Below are 18,295 nucleotides of genomic sequence, written 5' to 3'. Positions count from 1 at the left end.
CCCACCCCCCCCCCGCCCCCCCCCCCCCCCCCCCGCCCCCCCCCCCCCCCCCCCCCCCCCCCCCCCCCCCCCCCCCCCCACCGCGGTGGGCCCGCCGTGGACGGCCGGGGTCCGGCGGTCGCACCGCCCCGCCCGCCCCGGACGACGCGCGGACGGACGGGCCCCCCTCCCACCGCGCGGGGCGTGACGGCGGTGGACCGCACCGCGCCGGCCCGGGCGGGCATCGCCCTCCGGGCACCAGGGGGCGACCCGGCCACCCGCAGCCGTCGCCCGGGGCGACCGTCCCCCGGAGCCGGCACCGCGACTCCTCACCGGAGCGCCGAGGGGGACGACCGGCGCCGCCGCGCCCGGACACGCCCGGCCACCCCGCCCCCGCCCCACCGCCGTCACCGCGGTCACCGCGGTCACCGCCCCACCGGCGGTCCCGCCCCCCACCGGCACCCGCGGTCGGAGGAGCAGAACGGCCAAGGCCGAGCACCAGCGCCTTCCGCAGGGCAAGATGTCCTGCGACCCTGCTACCGGCGGCGCCACGTGCAGGCTCGGGCGACGAAGCAGCAGGCGAGGCGATGGACGAGGACCGGGACCGAGGCGGGGAGGGAGCGACGCCGTGAGCGCACACGTCACCACGCGCCGCGCCGTCGGCACCGCCGTGGCCTCCTACGCCACCCTGAGCCTGGGCCCCTGGGCGGTCGACGCGCTCCTGCACGGCACCCTCGTCCCCCGCGTGGGCCTCCTGCTGGCCGCCGTCCCCCTCGCGCTCCTCTTCGGCGCCCTCGCCGGGTACGCCGCCGCCCCGCGCCCCGCGGGCCGCGTGCTCGACCCCGTCGACGCGCCGGACCTCGGCGACCCGGGCCCCACCCCACCGGCGCCCGCGATCCCCCCGGCCGCTCCTCCCGGGGCCGCACCCCGGCAGACCCGCGCCGGGCCCGCTGCGGTCACCGCCCCACCCCGCAGGCCACCCGCCCCACCCGTTCCACCCGCAGACCGACCCCAGCACCACCCAGGACCCCAGCCGGCGCCGTGCACCACGAGCCACCGTGCCCCCTGACCGCGAGCGCCCCAGCCGGCCACCGGACAGGACCGACGGACGAGCCCCGGCCCCACCCGGCCCGCCCTCCCCGGACCCCCTCGGCGTCGCCCCGGCCCCCTCGCCCCGCGGCCGCCACGCCGCCCCCGCACCCCGCTGCGACCCGTCCGTCCCCGCCTCCGCCGAGCCCGCGGCCGCTGCCCGCACGGACGAACCACCCACGGACGACCCGCCCACGGAAGGATCCCCGGTGACCCAGCCCATCCGCCGACCCGACGACGCCCACCCGGACGGCACGACCCCCGGCCGCGGGGACCTCGCGGGCCTGGAGGGCCTGGCCGGTCTCCTCCACCTCGTCCAGCCCGGGCCCGCGGACGCCGAGACGCTCAGCCCGGCCCGCGCCCGCCACACCAACGCCCACCGCGCCGGCTACGCCGCGGCCGCCCTCCAGCACCACGCGCGCCTGAGCAGCAGCCACGCCGACACCCTGGAGACCGCCCTCACCGAGCTCCTCACCGACATCCACCACCTCTGCGACACCTGCGACCTCGACACCGACCTGGCCACCCTCTTCAAGGCCGCCGCCCTCATCCACACCCGGGAGACCCAGCCCTCCTGAGGCGGGCGCACCGGAGCCGTCGCGGGGCCGGGGCGCGACCGGGCCCTGGAGGCACGTCCACCAGGAGGTCCCGGGCGTCCCGCTCCGCCCCGTCCCGCCGTCCTGGCCGCGGTCGCCGCGCTCGTCCTCACGGCGTGCACCGCTCCCGGGCCCCGGACCCCTCGCCGCCCGGCGGCGGCCTCGACGTCGAGCACTACGACCTCGACCTCGACCACGACGTCCCCTCCCGCCGGCTGTCCGGCGTCGCGACCCTGCGCCCGGCGAACCCGGCGGGCCTGGACCGCGTCGTCCTGCAGCTGCGGGGGCTCGCCGTCGGGGAGGTCAGCGTCGCCGGGGCACCCGCCCGGTGGGCGCACCGTGACGGCGAGCTGACGATCGGCCCCGCGCGACGCGAACGGCACCGCGTACGGCTTCATCGCCGCCCCGACGGGGCTCAGGTGCTGTCCCCGCCGGACGGGGCCCCGACGTGGTTCCCCGTCCACGACGTGCCGGGCGACGAGGCCGCCCACGACGTCCCCGTGCGGGTCCCGGAGGGCACCACCGCCGTCGCGAACGGCGAGCCGACCGGGCAGGTCACCGGGGGCCTGCCGGTGCTCGACGCCGTCGACCGCGACCTGAGCGTCGAGGACCGCGAGGAGGCGGAGTCCGCGCTGTCGCTGCAACCCCGCGCCCTGCGGTTCCCGATCGACCGGTGGGGTCCCTACCCGTTCTCGACCGTCGGGGCGGTCGTGGGCGACGACCAGCGGGGCTACGCGCTGGAGACCCGGACCCGGCCGCTGTGCGCGACGACCGTCACCGACTCGGTCCCCGTGCACGAACTGGCCCACCGGTGGTTCGACCGGGCCGCCTACGACCGGGAGCCCTGACCCCGCACGCGCAGCGCCGCACGATCGGCGACGAGGCGTTCCGGCGGCCGGCGCGGGAGTGGACCGGGCGGCACGCCGGCGGTCCGGTGACGACCCGGCGGTTCGAGGAGCTCAGCACCCGTGTCAGCGGACGGGACCTCTCGGGGTTCTCCGCGACGTGGCTGCACACGGCCGGGCGGCCGGGCCGGACGCGCTGCGGCCGGTGGTCCCGCCCTGGGGCCGACCGTCCGCGACCCGGCCCCGGAGCTGTCCCCCTGGTGGCGCATCCAGGCCGCCGCCGCCGGGTCCGATCCTCCCTGCATGTTCACGTCCGCCGTCTCCGCACCCCGCGTGGTGGGGTTCTCCCGCGAGGGTGGCTGGTGCCAGGCGCCCGGCTGCGCGCACCCGGTGCCCGACGGCGCCGCCATCGTGCGGGACGGGCAGGGCACGTCGCGGTACTACGGTCCGGCCTGCGTGCGCCGGGTCCTGGGCCACAGCCTCACGGTGGAGGACCTGCACGCGATCGAGGCCCGCCGGCACGCCGCGTTCGTGATGGACCTCGCGGTCCTGCACGCGGCGTTCGTCGCGGAGGACCGGGCGCTGTGCGCCGGTCTGCTGCCGGTCCTGGAGACCCTGGGCCCGGCGACGGTCGCCGAGCGGGTCGTGCTGGAGTCGGCCCGCAACCGGCTCGAACTCGTCGCGTTCGCCCTCTCCGAGCCCCCCACCGGGGGCGGCGCGTAGGCTCGACGGGTGGTCCTGCCGATCAGTCACCCGTTGCAGCGGTACAGCATCAGTGGTTACCGGGAATCCGACCTGCCCTCCGGGGCGGTGTCCTGGTCGGCGAACCTGCTGCGGTACGGGCAGAGTTTCGGGCTGGTCAGCGACGACGGCCTCGGCGGGCCGTGCGGGTGGACCTTCACCGACGGCGGGTACGGCGAGGAGTTCCTGGCCGCGGCGGCCGCGCTGCACCCGGGGGCCGAGCACCCCGGGGACGTCCTGGTCGAGCAGCTCATCACGATCCGGCAGCTGAACTCCCTGGACCAGGTCGCCTACTGCCTGGAGGGGGACCGGTTCGAGGAGCTCGGGGAGCACCGGCTGGCCGAGCCGGGCCGCAGCTTCCCGCAGGTGCGTCGCGACCTCGCGACGCGTTGCGCCGACCGGAACCCGCGCATCTGGGACAAGAGCGTCTCGGCGATGGTGCCGGTCCGGCCGGAGCCGCCCGCCACCCCGGCGGGGTGACGGGCGGTCGAGGCGGGTTCAGGCGGCGCGGGCGGCGGCCACCAGACCGCCGAGGACGACCTGGACCTTCTCCACGACCTCGGCGTCGTCCTTGGGGTGGACGTCGGCGAAGCGCACGACCGAGCCGGGGATGGCGAAGGTGACCTCGGACAGGACGTTGGCCCCGGCGATGCCGAGGGCCTTGCGGGCGTCGTCCTGCGCCCACACGCCGCCGTACTGGCCGAAGGCGGAGCCGACGACGACCAGCGGCTTGCCGGTCAGCGGGCTGGCGCCGTAGGGGCGCGAGGCCCAGTCGATGGCGTTCTTCAGCACGGCCGGGATGGTGCCGTTGTGCTCGGGGGTGACGACGAGGATGGCGTCGGCGGCGGCGACGGCGGCGCGCAGGTCGGTGGCGGCCTGCGGGACCGAGCCCTCGACGTCGAGGTCCTCGTTGTAGAACGGCAGGTCGGCCAGGCCCTCGTAGATGCTCAGCTCGACGCCCTCGGGCGCGTGCGCCACGGCGGTCTCGGCGATCTGGCGGTTGGTGGAGGCGGCGCGCAGGCTGCCGACCAGGACCATGACGTCGGTCATCGGGGGGACTCCTCGGGAGGTCGTCGGGGCGGCGACGCGCTCGCCCTCGATGCGGACTGTAGTCCGTTTCTGCTGCGACCTTCAAGCACCTGATCCCCCGGCAGGGCCTACGCTGCCTGTCGTGGCACGGATGCTGACCCAGCTCGCGGGTCCGGGGGCCCCCGGCCGCGCGGACGCCTCGCGCAACCGGGAGCTGCTCCTGAGCACCGCCCGCCGCCTCGTCGACGAGGTCGGCGTCACCGGCCTCAGCATGGACGCCCTGGCCGCCGCGGCCGGGCTGGGCAAGGGCACCGTCTTCCGCCGCTTCGGCTCCCGCGCCGGCCTGTTCGGGGCGCTGCTCGACGAGTACGAGCGCGAGTTCCAGGCCGCCTGCCTCAGCGGCCCCGCCCCGCTGGGCCCCGGCGCCGACCCCCTCGACCGGCTCGTCGCCTTCGGCCGCGAACGGCTCCGGTTCACCGCCGAGCGCGGGCACCTGATCCGCGAGGTCAACGCCCGCCCGGCGATCGCGAGCGCCCCGGCGGGTTTCAGCCGGCTGCACCTGCGGGTCCTGCTCGGCGCGGCCGGGGTCCGCGGCGACGCCGAGGTCCTGGCGTTCCAGCTGCACGCCGCGCTGGAGGCGCCGCTGGGGTACTACGTCGAGGGTCACCTCGAGGGCGTCCCGCACCTGTCCCCGCAGCGGCTGGAAGAGGGGTGGACCGCGCTCGTGCGGGCCGTGGTGATGAGTTCGGCCGCCGCGGGCGGTCCCTGAACCCGACGGGACAGGAACCGACGACGGGAGCCCACCGTGGGCCAGATCCACCTCGAACTGTTCGCCACGCTCGACCTGGTCGCGCAGAGCCCGGGCCACCCGGGCGAGGACCCCGAGGGGTTCGCGTTCGGCGGCTGGCAGGCGCCGCTGATCACCCGGACCACGGGGGCCCAGGTCGTGGCCGCCTACGAGGGCACCGACGCCCTGCTGCTGGGGCGGCGGACCTACGACGTCTTCGCCGCGTACTGGCCGCACCAGCGCGAGCTCGACGACGCCCCGGGCATCGCGACCCTGTTCAACCGCGTCCCCAAGTACGTCGCCTCCCGCGGCGCCCCGGACCTGAGCTGGGCCGGGGCGCGGCAGCTGGGCCCGGACCTGCCCGCGGCGGTGCGCGAGGTCCGCGCCCGGCACGAGCGGGTGCAGGTCGTCGGCAGCCTCGACCTCGTGCAGACCCTGCTGCGGCACCGCCTGGTGGACCGGCTGAACCTGTGGCTGCACCCGATCGTGCTGGGAGCGGGCAAGAAGGTGTTCGCCGGCGGCGCGGTGCCCGCGGCCCTGGTCCTGCGCGAACCGCCCGTGGCCGACGAGCGCGGGACCGTCCTGCTGCGCTACGACGTGACCGGGGCCGTCCCGGCGACCGGCGACATGCGCGCCCCCGGCCGTTGAGCCGGGTGGCTCAGGTCGCGGCGACCCGCTGGTACAGCACGTGGTCCTGCCAGCGGCCGGCGATCCGCAGGTACCGGCGGGCCACCCCGATGCGCTCGAACCCGTTGCGCTGCAGCACCGCCTGCGAAGCGGAGTTCGACAGCAGGGTGCCGGCCTGGAGGCGGTGCAGACCCAGCCCGCCGGGGCCGTCGGAGAAGGCGACCCCCAGCAGCGCGGCGACCGCGTTCGTGGCGACCCCGCGCCCGTTGACGGCCTCGGCGACGAAGTACCCGACGTCGGCGGACTGCGCGGCCCCCCGCACGATGCCCGACACCGTCAGCCGCCCGACGAGCTCGCCGTCGTGCTCGATGACGTACGGGACGGCGCGCCCGGCGGCGTGCTCGGCCAGGGCGTCGCGCAGCAGCGCCTCCTGGCCCTCGGCGGTGAAGTAGTCCTCGTCGCGCTCGGGTTCGTACGGGGCCAGGAACGGCCAGTTCTCCCGCAGCAGCGCCGCGACGGCCGGGGCGTCGTCGGCGCGGGCCAGTCGCAGCGTCGTGCCGGCGGCCGGCTCCGTCACGAGATCACGAACCAGACGGTCTTGCCGTTGTCGCCGTGCTCGACGCCCCACCGGTCGGAGATGATGTCCACCAGCGCCACCCCGCGCCCGCCCTCGGCCTCGGGAGCCACGTCGCGCCGCACCGGCGGGTGCGGGTTGCCGTCGGAGACGGCCACGTGCAGCGCCGGGCCCTCACCGTCGCAGGAGACCCGGACCCGGACCGGCGGGCCGCCGTGGCGGACGGCGTTCGTCACCAGCTCCGAGATCAGCAGCTGCGCCTCGTCCAGCACGCGGGCGTGGTGCGCCGCGCAGTAGGCCTCCGTGAGGAACGCCCGGGCTCGACGGGCCGAGTGCTCCTCGTCGGGCAGGGTGATCTCCGCCGCCGGGGTCGCCTCGCACACGAGTGACATCCAACACCATGCTCAGGAGGTGAGCAGCTGCACCAGTTCGGCCGCGGTGCGCGTCACCACCGTCCGCAGCGCGTCCACCTCGGCGTCGCGCACGTGCCCGGCCGACAGCTGGTCGGCCGGCGCCGGCCGCCGCGCCGGGTCCAGGATCCGCTCGGACAGCTCCACGCCCAGGCGCACGCACGTGGCCAGCGGGGTCGCCCAGCCGGGGCGGTCGACCTGCGCCAGCGCCTGCGCCAGGTCGTCGGGGAAGGCCCACGCGGCCAGCGCCTCGGCCGAGACCCGCGTGTGCGGGGCGCCGTAGCGGCGGTTCTCCGCGGCCAGCAGGTCCTCGCGGTCGGCGGCCCCGGCGACCAGCAGCGGGTACTCGACGGGGTCGGCGCGCACCAGCAGCGCCTGCCCCAGCCGGGCCAGCAGCCCGACCGAGAACGCGTCGGGAGCCTTGCAGCGCAGGCGGGGTGCGAACTCGGCGGCGGCGACGGCGGTCAGGACGCTGCGGTCCCAGAACCCCTCCAGCGCCTCGGGGACGTCGTCGAGCCCGGCCATCGCCGAGACCGCCAGGCTGCGCACGGTGGAGAACCCCACGACGGTCACCGCGAACCCGGGCGCCGAGACCCGGCCGGAGAGGCCGAAGTAGGCGGAGTTGGCCAGCCGCAGCACCTTCGCCACGAGCGCGGGGTCGTAGCTGAGGGTCCGGCCCAGCGAGGTGGCGTCCGAGCGGTGGTCGTCGGCCTCGGCGATCACCTTCGCCGCGACCGGCCGGTGGGCGGGCAGGTCGTCCAGCGCCGCGGAGATCCGGCCGAGGACCTCGACGGCGCCCGGCGCGGTCGTGGTCGTCACGCTCTCGCTCACCGGGCCGTTCACGCCGGGACCTCCCGCGGGGTGGGCAGCGCCGGCCGCGGGGCGAGCTCGCCCCCGGTGCGCAGCAGCTCGACGAGGGCCTCCGGGGTCAGCGGCCGCGAGTACAGGTACCCCTGGACGGCCTCGCAGCCGAGGTCGGTGACGACCTCGTCCTGCTCGAAGGTCTCCACGCCCTCGGCCACGACCCCCAGGCCCAGGGTGCGGGCCAGCGACACCACGGCCGCGGCGACGGCGCGGGCCGGGCCGCCGGCGACGCCGGGACCGGCCGAGTGCAGGTCGCGCACGAAGGAGCGGTCGACCTTGAGGTGGTCGACGGGCAGGTCCTTGAGGTAGGCCAGGGAGGAGTAGCCGGTGCCGAAGTCGTCGATGGCGACGCGGGCGCCGTCGGCGCGCAGCTCCTCCAGCACCTGCCGGCAGGCGCGCAGGTCGCTGGCCAGCGCGGTCTCGGTGACCTCCAGGCACACGTCGCGCAGCTCCAGGCCCGCCGCGGCCACGGTGCGGCGCACCCCGGCGGCGAACCCCTCGGCGGCCAGGCTCACCGCGGAGACGTTCACGGCCACGTGCTCGGGGCTGGTCGCCAGCCGCCCGGCGGCGTGCGCGGCCCGCCAGGACGCCAGGTCGCGGCAGGCGACGGCGAGCACGTGCGCGTCCAGGGCGGGCACGAGGTTGGCCCGTTCGGCCAGCTCGATGAACACGTCGGGGCGGACCGGCCCCAGCTCGGGGTGGGTCCAGCGGCACAGCGCCTCCAGGCTGCGCAGCCGCGCGGGACGGCCCGGCCGCACGATCGGCTGGTAGTGCACCTCGACGCCGCCGCGGGCCAGGGCCTCGCGCAGGTCGGCGACCAGGCGCAGGGCGCGCCGGGCCCGGGTGCGGACGTCCTCGTCGAGCAGCGTCCAGCGCCCGCCGCCGGCGGCCTTGGCCTCGTGGACGGCGATCCCGGCGTCGCGCACGACCTCCTCGGCGCTGCACCGCAGGCCCGACAGCAGCACGACGCCGATGCTGGCCACCAGCCGCAACCGCAGGCCGTTGACCTCCACGGGCGCCAGGACGGCGTCCAGGACGCGCCGGGCGGTGGCCTCCACGGCGTCCAGGTCGGTCAGGTCGCCGCACACGAGGACGAACTCGTCCCCGCCGGGGCGGGCGACCATGTCGCCGCCGCGGACGGTGCGGGCCAGCCGGCGGGCGATCTCGACGAGGACGGCGTCGCCGGCCTCGGGCCCCAGGCCGTCGTTGACGGTCTTGAAGTCGTCGAGGTCGACCATGAGGACGCCCACGCCCTCGGCGGGGTCGGCCGGGCCGGACGGGCCGCTGGTGAGGCCGTCCCCGACGAGGTCGGCAAGGCGTTCGAGCAGGGCCAGCCGGTTCGGCAGCCCCGTCAGCAGGTCGTGCTGGGCCTGGTAGGCGAGGCGGTGCTCGCGCGCGAGCCGGTCGGTGACGTCCTCGACGGTCCCGATGAACCCCGCGCCGTAGCCGGGGGTCCGGCTGGGCGCCAGCCGGATCGTGACCCAGCGGACCTGCCCGGCGGCGTTGCGCAGCCGGGTGTCGACGACGACGCGCTCACCGGCCAGGACGGCGGCGACGGCCTCGACGACCCCGGGACGCTCGTCGTCGACGACGTGCGTCAGCCAGCCGGTGCCGCACAGGTCCTCGGCCGGGAGCCCGACGAGCTCGGCGAAGGCGTCGTTGACGCGCGAGAGCCGGGCGCCGACGTCGGAGACGATCGTGGGCACCGGGGAGCTCTGGGCCAGCGTCGCGAACCGCTCCTCGGCCGCGCGCAGCGCCGCCTGGGACCGCTCGTCCTCGGGCAGGACGACGGTCAGCACCCAGGAGTGCTCCCCGCCGCGCGCGCCGTCGCGGTCGGGCACGGGCCAGGCGACGACCTCGGTGCGGCGGGTGGCCCCGCCGGAGGTGACGGCCTCGACGGCGAACCGGGTGCGCCGCTCGCGGGGGAGCCGCTCCAGGGCCGGCCCGGCCGACCCGACCCGCAGGAGGCGGGTGATCGCGAGGTCGACGAGGTTCTCGGCGTCCACGCCGAACAGGTCGGCGGCGGCGCTGCTGGCCCAGCGGACGCGGGGGACCTCCAGCGCGCCGGTGCGGGGGCGGGAGACGACGAGGGCGGGCTGGTCGGCGGCGGCCACGTAGTGCAGCAGGGCGGCGTCGACCGCGGACGGCGGTCCGCCGCTGCCGCGGTGGTGGCTGCCCCACGCCTCGTTCAGCACTGGTCCCCGTCCACGAGTGGTCGGCGGCCCCCCGGCGGGGCCACGTCGAGACCTCCATCGGCACGTTCGGCGACGAACTGATCTCCCCCGGGGGTCCGGTGTCCCCCGGACGGCGCAGCCTGCGCTGCGTCACCACCCGTGCGGGTGAGGGTTAGCGTGGGGTCAAACGTCCGGCCCGTCGAGGCCGGTCCGCCCCTGGAGGAAGGACGCGCCGTGCCGACGGCGTTCTTCGCCGCGGCCGCGTGGGGGCGGGTCGGGCTCGCCGCGACTCCCCTGGCGCTGCTGTGGCTGGTGCACGACCGGACGGGTTCGTGGGGTGCGGCGGGGCTGGCGACCGCCGGCCTGGCCCTGGCCGAGGCGGTGGCCGGGCCGCAGACGGCCCGGCTCGCCGACCGGTGGGGGCAGACCTGCGTCCTGCCGCTGCTCGCCGCGGCGCACGCGCTCGCCGCGGCGGTGGTGCTGGGCGCCACCGGCCCGGGCACGACCGGGGCGCTGGCGCTGGCGGCGGGGTCCGCCCTGGGCGCGAGCCTGCCCCAGCTGGGCGCGTTCTCGGCGGCGCGCTGGTCGCACCGCCTGGACGGGCCGGCGCTGTCGCGGGCCTTCGGGTGGGAGGCGCTGGCGAACTCGGCGGCGTTCGTGCTGGGCCCGGTGCTGGCCTCGGCGCTGGCCGCGACCGGCCGCAGCGGTGCGGCGCTGCTGCCGGCGGCGGCGCTCGTCGTCTCCGGCGCCGGGGTGCTGGCCGCGCTGCGCGGCTCGGCCCCGCCGCCGGTGCGCCGGGCCCGGACGGGCGGGCGGGCGCGCGGCACGGGGGCCGCGCTGGCCGTCAGCGCCCTGCTGGGGGTGCACTTCGGCGCCCTCCCGCTGGCCGTCGCGGCGGGCCACCCCGGGACGGCGACGACCCTGTTCGCGGTCTCCAGCACCGGGGGGCTGCTGGCCGCGCTGGCCTCGACGCGGCGCCCGGTGCCGGGGCGGGCGGCGGCGTGGGCGCTGGCCGGCTGCGCGGCGCTGCTCGTCGTGCCCTGGCCGGTGCCGGTGCTCGCGCTGGTCCTGCTCGCGGTGGGGGCGGCGGTCCCGCCCGTGGTCGTGGCCGTCTCGGTGCGGGCGCGGGAGGCGGCCGGCCCGGACCGGCTGACCGGCACGTTCGCGTGGCTGGCCTCGGCCTCGGCCGGCGGCGGGGCGCTCGGCGCGGCGCTGGCCGGTCAGGGCGTCGACCGGGCCGGGCCGTGGCCGGCGTTCGCGCTGGCGGCCGCGGTGCTCGTGGCCGTGCCGGTGGTGCTGGCGCGCTGCGCGGGTGGTCGGGACGGGCCGCGGACTCGTCTACCGTTCTCCGAGCACGACGGCACCCCGGAGGACCTGTGAGCAGCATCCGCGACGACCTGGCGCGCGCCCAGCGGGCGTTCACCCGGCCGACGCTCAGCCTCCTGCGGCGCCCGACCGGCCCCCTCGTGGTGGCGGTGCTGACCTGCGCGTTCGGGGGGCAGCGCTCGCGGATCCCCGCCGACCGGTTCCACTCCCAGGTCCAGGGGCTGCTGGACGAGCTGGCGCTGCACGGTCAGGAGGTCCCCGACACCCCGGCCCGCGAGCTGGTCCGCGGCTGGGTCCGCGAGCAGTGGCTGTCCCTGACGCCGGCCGGTGGTCCCGGCGCGGACGCGGCGGCGCGGGAGCGCGGGGAGGACAGTGCGGACGACCGGGAGGACGACCGGGAGGACGACGAGGAGTACGCGCTGTCCTCGCACGCCCAGGACGCCCTGGACCACGTCGCGCGGATCGGCGGGGACCGGGTCCTGCTGGGCGAGTCGCGGATGCGGACGATCCTGGACGCGGCCCGGCGCTGCGCCCTGGAGGCCACCCCGGACCGGGAGCGGCGCGTGCAGCGCCTGGAGGAGCAGATCGCGCAGCTGAGCGCCGAGCGCGACCGGCTGCTGGCCGGCGACGGCGAACCCGCCTCGGACGAGCGGGTGCTGGGGCAGTACCTGAACCTGGAGGACCTGCTCTCGGCCCTGCCGGGGGACTTCCTGCGCGTCTCCGAGGAGGTCCGCCGCATCCACCGCGAGATCGTCGGCGACTTCCGCGCCGAGCAGCGCCCCTCCGGGGAGGTCCTGGACGACTACCTGCGCCGGGCCGAGGGGATGCTCACCGAGTCCGTCTCGGGGCGGGCGTTCGCCGGCGCCGTCGAGCTGGCCCGCGACGAGGACACCCTGCAGGCGCTGCAGGCCGACCTCACCACCATCCTCGACCACGCCTTCGCCGCCGGCCTCGCCCCCGAGCGGCGGCACGCGCTGCGCACGACGCTGGAGACGATCGGCGAGGGCATCGAACTGGTCCTGGAGCAGCGTCGGCGGCTGTCGGCCTCGCTGCGCTCGCACATCCTGCGCCACGACCCGTTGCGGGACAGGGAGCTCGACGAGGCGCTGCGCGCGGCGGCCGAGCAGCTGACCGGCTGGATGGCCACGACCGGGCCGCGGGCCACGATCGACGTGGCCTCCCCCATCCCCTCGGCGCGGATCGCGGTCACCACGATGCGCACCCGCCTGCACGACCCCGCCGACGACGCCAGCCCCCCGCCGCTGCGCGCGCACGACGGCGACCCCGGCGAGGGGTCGTCGCTGGAGGAGCTGCGCCGCTTCGGCGGCCCGGACTTCGAGCGGCTGCGCTCGGCGCTGACCGGCGCCGGGTCCGGCACGGGGACGGCCGGGGTGTTCGACGACCTGCCCGACGACCTGCGCCGGCCGGCGGACCTCATGGGCCTGCTGCACCTGGCCGTGTCGGTGTCCGGCTCGGACCCGCGCACCACCACGCGCGAGGCCGTCTACACCACCACCCGCCCCGACGGGACCGTCCACCGGTTCCTCGGCCCCGACCTGCCCCTGGGTGACGGGGAGCACGAAGGCACCGACGAGGAGTCCCGGACCCCCGCATGAGCGACCCCACCCCCGTGATCGACCCCGGCGCCCACCCCGGCACCGGCCCGCTGCCCGAGGACGGCCTGTTCCCCGGCGACAGCGGCACCCTGGCCGAACCCGTCCGCACCGTCCTGGTGCAGCTGCTGCGGCGCCGCTACGTCTCGGCCGCCCAGCACCCCGCCGCGTGGCGGGTCCTGCTGGAGCACCAGCGGTCCCTGCGCTCCCGGCTGAACGACCTGTACCTGGACCTGGTCGTCAACACCGACCACGAGGTCGCCTACAAGCAGCAGGCCCCGGCGGCGGCCGACCGCTTCCCGACGCTGCTGTTCGACCAGCCGTGGAGCCGGGAGGAGACCGTCCTGCTGGTGTGCCTGCGCCGCCTGGCCCGGTCCCGGTCGGCCGCCGGGGACACCGAGGTGTTCGTCGACCGCGCCGAGCTCATCGACGAGGTGGGCCACTTCCGCCCGCTGTCGAGCACCAACCGGGCCCGCGACCTGCAGCAGGCCGCCCTGGGGGTGGACAGCCTGCTGCGCCAGGAGGTGCTGCTGCGCACCGGGACGGAGAACCGCTACCGGGTCTCCCCCATCCTCGAGGTCCTGCTGCCGGTCGACGTCGTGCAGCGGCTCGTGGCCCAGCTCACCGCCCACAACTCCGGCACCGCCCCCACCGGGACCGCCGACCCCGCCGAGCAGGAGACGACGTGACCGACGGCCCCACCATCCCCGGACTCGCCCTGGCCGGCGCCGGCCGCCAGCAGTGGCACGTCGCGCACGCCCAGCTGGTGAACTGGGGCGGTTTCGACGGCTACCACCGCATCGAGTTCGACGAGCGCGCGAACCTCGTCACCGGCGCCTCGGGGACGGGGAAGTCGACGACGCTGGACGCGTACATCGCCGTCATGATGAACACCGCGACGGCCTTCAACGGCGCCAGCAACGACGCCGTCACCGGCCGGGCGAGGTCGGCGACCCAGCGCAACCCGCTGTCGTACGTGCGGGGCAAGCTCGACGAGGTCCTCGACGAGCAGACCGGCAAGAACCGGGACGCGACGCTGCGCGGGCGCGACGCGGGCGGGAACCCCGCCAACGCCTGGTCCGGGCTGGCGTTCACGTTCCGGCACACCGGCGGCCGGACCCTGACGACGATGCGGCTGTACTTCGCCCCCGCCTCGGCCAAGGACCCCCGCGACGTCAAGGACCACCTGGCGGTGTTCCGCGGCGACTTCGACCTCGCCCTCGTCGAACCCTTCGCCGAACGGCGCTTCGACCACAAGGCGATGCGCCGCGAGTTCGAGGGCCTGGACTTCTTCGACTCCTACTCCCGGTTCGCCGCCACCGTGCACCCCGTCCTGGGGATCGGCGCCGACGGCGACGGCTCGGCCGCGATGAAGCTGCTGGGCCGCATCCAGGCCGGCCGGGAGGTCGCCTCGGTCGACCAGCTGTACCGCTCGATGGTCCTGGAACGTCCCCGCACGTTCGAGGCCGCGGACCGCGCCGTCGCCCACTTCGCCGACCTGGAGTCGACGTACGCGACGATGAAGACCGCCGAGGAGCAGATCACCGTCCTCGGGGAGGTCCCGCGGCTGCACGAGGACCTGTCGCAGGCCCGCCGCGCGATCGACCTCGCCGACGCGCTGAGCTCGTCGGAGAACAGCGGTTTCGCGTTGTGGGCGGCCCGCATCGAGGCCCGTCTCGTCGAGGCGCAGGAACGGGCCGCCAAGACCCGCCGGGACGAGGCCGAGGCCGGCCTGCGGCGCGCGCGGGCCGAGCGGCTGGCCGCGGAGGTCCGCGTCGACGAGAACCGGAAGCTGCTGGACACCCACGGCGGCGGGGCGCTGGAGACCCTCGGCCTGCAGCTGAAGGCGGCCGAGCAGGCGCACTCCGACACCGCCGCGGCGCGACGGCGCTTCGCCGGGCAGACCGCGGCGCTGGGCGACGTCGCCGCCGACCGGGAGGGTTTCGAGGCCCAGCAGCGCGCCTCGGCGCGGTTCCTGCAGGACCTGCCCGCCGCCCTGGAGGACCTGGAGGAGCAGGGCCGGGCGCTGGCGGAGTCGGCCGGGCCCGACCTCGCCGAGCGGCAGCGGCTGTGGGCGGAGAAGCGCTGGTTCGCCCGGCGCAGCGACCTGATCCCGCACGACCTGGACGCGACGCGGACCGCCATCGCGCAGCAGCTCGGGCTGGACCCGCACGACCTGCCGTTCGTCGCCGAGCTCCTCGACGTTCGCCGCGAGGACGAGCAGTGGCGCACCGCGGCCGAACTGCTGCTGGGTGGTTTCGCCCGCAGCCTCGTCGTCGACCGGTCGCTGCGCTCGACGTTCCGCCGCCGGGTGGACCAGCTGCGGCTGCACCGCCGGGTGCAGTTCCAGTTCGCCGACACCGACCTGCCCGTCGCCGAGCTCGACCCCGCCACGCTGGTGGGCAAGCTGCGCATCCGCGAGGACTCCCCGTACCGGGGCTGGCTGAGCGCCGTCCTGCCGCAGGACTTCCCGCACCTGGCCGTCGAGGGCCCGGACGCGTTCGGCGAGGACCGGGTCCGGCGCATCACCCGCGCCGGGCAGGTGCAGAACGGCGACCGCGGCGCCCACGGCGGCCAGGAGGGGCTGCGCGCCATCCTGGGTTTCTCCCCCGCCGCGCTGCTGGTGCGGATCGAGGAGGAGGTCGCCGCCGTCGACGCCCGGCTCGCCGGGCACCAGCAGCAGCAGAACGCGCTGACCGCCGCCCGCGCGGACCTGCTGGCCCGGGAGAAGGCCCACCAGCGGCGCACCGAGGTCCGCTGGGAGGACGTCGACACCGGCGCCACCGCCGCCGCCGTGCAGGCCCGCCAGCGCGAGATCGACTCCCTGCTGGCGACGAACGACCAGATCGCGGCGCTGCGCGCCGAGCGCGACCGGCTCGACGTGGCCGCCGACGAGGCCCGCCAGGGCGAGGCCCGGGCCCAGATCACCCTGACCGCGGCCGAGAAGCTGTGGGGGGACCTGGTGGCCCTGCAGGACGAGGTCACCGACCAGCTCGCCGACCTCGACGGGCGCGGCGTGGAGGTCACCGCCGACCAGGCCGGGCACCTGGCCGAGCTGCACCGCCGGTACGGCATCGACGACACCGTGGAGAACTTCCGCCGCGTGCTGCCGAAGATCCGGCAGGCCACCGCCGAGGGCCGGACCGAGGCGCTGGCCCGCGAGGCGGACGCGGTGAGCCGGCTCGAACGCGCCTTCCGGGCGTTCCAGAGCCGCTGGCCGCAGCCGAACCTCGGCCAGGGCGTCGCGTCCTACGAGGGGTACCGGGAGATCCTGGACGACCTGACCCGGCAGGGGCTGGCCGAACGGGCCGAGGAGTTCCGCCGCCAGGTGGTCAGCTGGTCCGGGGACGACCTGCTGACCCTGCAGTCGGTGCTGCGCCAGGCCGGGGCGGACATCGTCAACCGGCTGGCCCCGGTCAACGAGATCCTCGCCGGGCTGCCGTTCGGGCCCACCGGGGACCGCCTGCACATCGAGGTCCAGCCGCAGACGATCGCGGAGGTCACCGCGTTCCAGCGGGAACTGCGCGAGCTGGCCGGGGGGACGGCCCGGGCGGCCAACGCGACCGCCGTGGAGGAGCGGTTCCTGGCGCTGCGCGCCTTCATCGACCGGATCCGCAACGTGCCGGGCAACACCGCCGAGCGCGACCTGCTGCTGGACGTCCGCAAGCACACCTCCGTCCGGGCGCTGCGCGTCGACCCCGCCACGGGCCGCACGCTGAGCATCTACGACCACCTCGGCGGCAAGTCCGGCGGGGAGGTGCAGGAGCTCATCGCGTTCATCGTGGGCGCCGCCCTGCGCTACCAGCTGGGCACCAGCCGCAACGCGCTGCCGGTGTTCGCCCCGGTGTTCCTCGACGAGGGGTTCGTGAAGTCCGACGGGGAGTTCACCGCGCGCGGGGTGAACGCCTGGCGCGGGCTGGGGTTCCAGCTGGTCATCGCCGCCCCGCTGGACAAGGTCCCGGCGATCGAGCCGCTCATGCAGCGGGTCATCGAGGTCACCAAGACCCCGGCCGGGTACGCGCGGGCCCTCACGCTGGTCGACGCCGACGGGTAGTCCCGTCGGCGTCCGCGCTACCGCCCGTCCTCGGCGCGGAACAGCACCAGTTCGTCGGTGGACCGCCACGTCCCGGCCGTGGTGGTCCAGTCGCGCACGCCCTCGGGCGGGGCGATCGCGGCGCTGCGCCAGCGCAGGACCCACGGCGTCGGCTGCGCCGGGCCGGGGTCGCGGTGGGTGTAGTTCCACTCCAGCAGCCGGCCCAGCACCGGGCCGGCGTCGGCGGTGCGCGCCTCGATGAGCGGTTGCAGCACCGCCGGGTCGGAGAACTGGTCGACGATGTCGCAGTCGCAGGCGTAGGCGAGGGTGCCGATCTCCCCCGGGGCCGTCACCCGCTGCCCGCCGACGAGCTCGCCGACCTCGGCGCCGATCTGGCGGTACTGCGCCGGGGTGGCGAAGTTGCCGAACACCGGCGGGTACGCCCAGGGCAGCGGCCACGCCGCGGCGGGCACGGTCGCGGCCAGGCCGCCCACCGCGGCCACCGAGAGGACGAGCGGCAGGACCCGGCGGGCCCGGTCGCGCAGCAGCAGCCCCAGCCCCAGGACGGCGGTGAACGACAGCGCCGCCATCGCCGGCACGTAGTACCACTGGTACGGCGGGACACCCAGGACGCTGTAGACGGCGAAGTACCCCACCCCGCCCAGCCCCAGCCCGACGAGGCCGGTGCGCACCGCGTCCCGGGAACGCACCAGGGACAGGACCAGGACCAGCAGCACGAGGAGCCCGACGGCCGCCGCCGCGACGCTGACCGCGACGGCCAGCGGCGTGTTCGGCCAGTAGTGCGTCCACAGCCCGCGCAGGTAGGTGCGGCCCTCGCCGAAGTTCTTCTGGTTCGTCTTGATGACGAACGTGTCGGGGATCGCGGACCCGAGCCAGAACCAGCTCGTCACGAACCACGGCAGCGCCACGGCGCAGCACACCAGGACCGCGACGTGCAGCCGCCGCACCACCGGGGTCAGCAGCGCGAGCACCCCGACGAACACGATCGTGTCCAGCCGCGCCAGCAGCGCACCGGCCGCGGCGACCCCGTACAGCGCCGGACGGCCGGCGACCCCGGCGGCCAGCAGCGCCGTCACGGCCGTGAACACCAGGACGACCTCGAGGCCGAGGGCGGACAGCAGGAACGGGTTGGCCAGCACGACCACGAGCCCGGCCGCGGCCCACCACGCCGACAGGCCCGCGCGCCGGACGACGACGCCGGCGCAGGCGGCGGCGACGGCCCCCAGGACCGTCGTCACGACCCCGAGCGCGAGTTCGCCGTCGGCTCCGGCGAACGGCCCGACCACCAGGAAGCCCAGCGCCAGCAGGGCGACGTTCAGCGGGGAGGTGGCGGCGTTCGACTGGATCCCCGGGGTCATCCCCCAGTGGCCGTGCTCGGCGAGGTTCCGCGCGTAGGCGAGGGTGATGTAGGTGTCGTCGATCAGGCCCCGGGACGCCACCCAGGCCGCGAAGGCCCCCACGACGGCCCCGAACAGGGGCAGGACGGTTCTCCGGGTCAGGCTCGACACAGGGGTGATCCCACCACACCCCGGGTACAGGACGCGCACAGCGTCCGGCGGGGCGGGCCCCGGGGCGGCGGCCGGTGGG

At 76.8% G+C, this 18,295-nt stretch carries 17 protein-coding genes; 11 read left to right on the top strand and 6 right to left on the bottom strand.

Translation table 11 applies throughout. The annotated features are described in order from the left end of the window. Positions 1 to 607: 607 nt before the first annotated feature. The 5 genes from ACRYRX_RS21955 to ACRYRX_RS21935 all read left to right on the top strand — a co-directional run bounded on the left by ACRYRX_RS21955 (position 608) and on the right by ACRYRX_RS21935 (position 3,730). Positions 608 to 1,048, top strand: a complete 441-nt coding sequence (locus tag ACRYRX_RS21955) for a hypothetical protein (RefSeq protein ID WP_432515295.1) — start codon at positions 608 to 610, stop codon at positions 1,046 to 1,048. A 229-nt stretch (positions 1,049 to 1,277) separates the two neighbouring features. Further along, positions 1,278 to 1,646 carry a hypothetical protein gene (locus tag ACRYRX_RS21950; RefSeq protein WP_432515294.1) on the top strand — a complete coding sequence of 123 codons (369 nt, stop codon included), beginning with the start codon at positions 1,278 to 1,280 and terminating at the stop codon, positions 1,644 to 1,646. A 134-nt stretch (positions 1,647 to 1,780) separates the two neighbouring features. Continuing rightward, entirely contained in the window at positions 1,781 to 2,512 is a 732-nt protein-coding gene (locus ACRYRX_RS21945; protein ID WP_432515293.1) for a gluzincin family metallopeptidase, read from the top strand. Between the two features lie 300 nt (positions 2,513 to 2,812). Beyond that, positions 2,813 to 3,232 (top strand): hypothetical protein, encoded by a 420-nt coding sequence (locus tag ACRYRX_RS21940; protein WP_432515292.1) that lies wholly within the window; start codon positions 2,813 to 2,815, stop codon positions 3,230 to 3,232. 9 nt (positions 3,233 to 3,241) lie between these two features. Beyond that, positions 3,242 to 3,730 (top strand): hypothetical protein, encoded by a 489-nt coding sequence (locus ACRYRX_RS21935; protein ID WP_432515291.1) that lies wholly within the window; start codon positions 3,242 to 3,244, stop codon positions 3,728 to 3,730. 18 nt (positions 3,731 to 3,748) lie between these two features. Here the strand turns inward: ACRYRX_RS21935 and ACRYRX_RS21930 are convergent, their stop codons facing one another. Beyond that, positions 3,749 to 4,300 carry an NAD(P)H-dependent oxidoreductase gene (locus ACRYRX_RS21930; RefSeq protein ID WP_432515289.1) on the bottom strand — a complete coding sequence of 184 codons (552 nt, stop codon included), beginning with the start codon at positions 4,298 to 4,300 and terminating at the stop codon, positions 3,749 to 3,751. A gap of 130 nt (positions 4,301 to 4,430) precedes the next feature. On the opposite strand from ACRYRX_RS21930, the gene ACRYRX_RS21925 reads away from it, so the two are divergent. Continuing rightward, entirely contained in the window at positions 4,431 to 5,048 is a 618-nt protein-coding gene (locus tag ACRYRX_RS21925; RefSeq protein WP_432515296.1) for a TetR/AcrR family transcriptional regulator, read from the top strand. A gap of 36 nt (positions 5,049 to 5,084) precedes the next feature. Further along, a complete protein-coding gene (locus tag ACRYRX_RS21920) occupies positions 5,085 to 5,714 on the top strand; it encodes a dihydrofolate reductase family protein (protein WP_432515288.1) in 630 nt (209 codons plus the stop codon). 10 nt (positions 5,715 to 5,724) lie between these two features. Here the strand turns inward: ACRYRX_RS21920 and ACRYRX_RS21915 are convergent, their stop codons facing one another. The 4 genes from ACRYRX_RS21915 to ACRYRX_RS21900 are packed head-to-tail and all read right to left on the bottom strand — an operon-like array spanning position 5,725 to position 9,736. Next, positions 5,725 to 6,270: a GNAT family N-acetyltransferase gene (locus tag ACRYRX_RS21915; RefSeq protein ID WP_432515287.1), complete on the bottom strand. Its 546-nt coding sequence runs from the start codon at positions 6,268 to 6,270 to the stop codon at positions 5,725 to 5,727. Then, complete coding sequence (locus ACRYRX_RS21910; RefSeq protein WP_432515286.1) at positions 6,267 to 6,659, bottom strand: ATP-binding protein; 393 nt, start codon at positions 6,657 to 6,659, stop codon at positions 6,267 to 6,269. Before ACRYRX_RS21910 ends, ACRYRX_RS21915 begins: the two co-directional genes overlap by 4 nt. 12 nt (positions 6,660 to 6,671) lie before the next feature. Further along, positions 6,672 to 7,520 (bottom strand): HDOD domain-containing protein, encoded by an 849-nt coding sequence (locus ACRYRX_RS21905; RefSeq protein ID WP_432515285.1) that lies wholly within the window; start codon positions 7,518 to 7,520, stop codon positions 6,672 to 6,674. Further along, positions 7,517 to 9,736, bottom strand: a complete 2,220-nt coding sequence (locus tag ACRYRX_RS21900; RefSeq protein ID WP_432515284.1) for a putative bifunctional diguanylate cyclase/phosphodiesterase — start codon at positions 9,734 to 9,736, stop codon at positions 7,517 to 7,519. The genes ACRYRX_RS21905 and ACRYRX_RS21900 overlap by 4 nt, the downstream gene beginning before the upstream one ends. Before the next feature lie 213 nt (positions 9,737 to 9,949). Here ACRYRX_RS21900 and ACRYRX_RS21895 point away from each other — a divergent pair, with 213 nt between their 5' ends. Genes ACRYRX_RS21895 through ACRYRX_RS21880 form a run of 4 tightly spaced genes read left to right on the top strand, consistent with a single transcriptional unit; the run spans position 9,950 to position 16,708 of the window. Continuing rightward, entirely contained in the window at positions 9,950 to 11,095 is a 1,146-nt protein-coding gene (locus ACRYRX_RS21895; protein ID WP_432515282.1) for an MFS transporter, read from the top strand. Further along, complete coding sequence (locus ACRYRX_RS21890; RefSeq protein ID WP_432515281.1) at positions 11,092 to 12,657, top strand: DUF3375 domain-containing protein; 1,566 nt, start codon at positions 11,092 to 11,094, stop codon at positions 12,655 to 12,657. Before ACRYRX_RS21895 ends, ACRYRX_RS21890 begins: the two co-directional genes overlap by 4 nt. Then, positions 12,654 to 13,343 (top strand): DUF4194 domain-containing protein, encoded by a 690-nt coding sequence (locus ACRYRX_RS21885; RefSeq protein WP_432515280.1) that lies wholly within the window; start codon positions 12,654 to 12,656, stop codon positions 13,341 to 13,343. The genes ACRYRX_RS21890 and ACRYRX_RS21885 overlap by 4 nt, the downstream gene beginning before the upstream one ends. Further along, positions 13,340 to 16,708, top strand: a complete 3,369-nt coding sequence (locus ACRYRX_RS21880) for an ATP-binding protein (RefSeq protein WP_432515279.1) — start codon at positions 13,340 to 13,342, stop codon at positions 16,706 to 16,708. Before ACRYRX_RS21885 ends, ACRYRX_RS21880 begins: the two co-directional genes overlap by 4 nt. 17 nt (positions 16,709 to 16,725) lie before the next feature. Here the strand turns inward: ACRYRX_RS21880 and ACRYRX_RS21875 are convergent, their stop codons facing one another. After that, positions 16,726 to 18,216, bottom strand: a complete 1,491-nt coding sequence (locus ACRYRX_RS21875; protein ID WP_432515277.1) for a hypothetical protein — start codon at positions 18,214 to 18,216, stop codon at positions 16,726 to 16,728. Positions 18,217 to 18,295: the final 79 nt, after the last annotated feature.

It is taken from the genome of Kineococcus lubricus, from assembly GCF_050871965.1.
Lineage (GTDB): Bacteria > Actinomycetota > Actinomycetes > Actinomycetales > Kineococcaceae > Kineococcus.
Note: the sequence above shows the minus strand (reverse complement) of the source record. Positions and strands in the feature narration are given on the sequence as shown.

Bases quoted from the DNA above. Each gene is read 5' to 3' on its own strand.
- ACRYRX_RS21940 (WP_432515292.1), top strand. From the start codon at position 2,813: ATGTTCACGTCCGCCGTCTCCGCACCCCGCGTGGTGGGGTTCTCCCGC.
- ACRYRX_RS21930 (WP_432515289.1), bottom strand. From the start codon at position 4,300: ATGACCGACGTCATGGTCCTGGTCGGCAGCCTGCGCGCCGCCTCCACC.
- ACRYRX_RS21925 (WP_432515296.1), top strand. From the start codon at position 4,431: ATGCTGACCCAGCTCGCGGGTCCGGGGGCCCCCGGCCGCGCGGACGCC.
- ACRYRX_RS21910 (WP_432515286.1), bottom strand. From the start codon at position 6,659: ATGTCACTCGTGTGCGAGGCGACCCCGGCGGCGGAGATCACCCTGCCC.
- ACRYRX_RS21885 (WP_432515280.1), top strand. From the start codon at position 12,654: ATGAGCGACCCCACCCCCGTGATCGACCCCGGCGCCCACCCCGGCACC.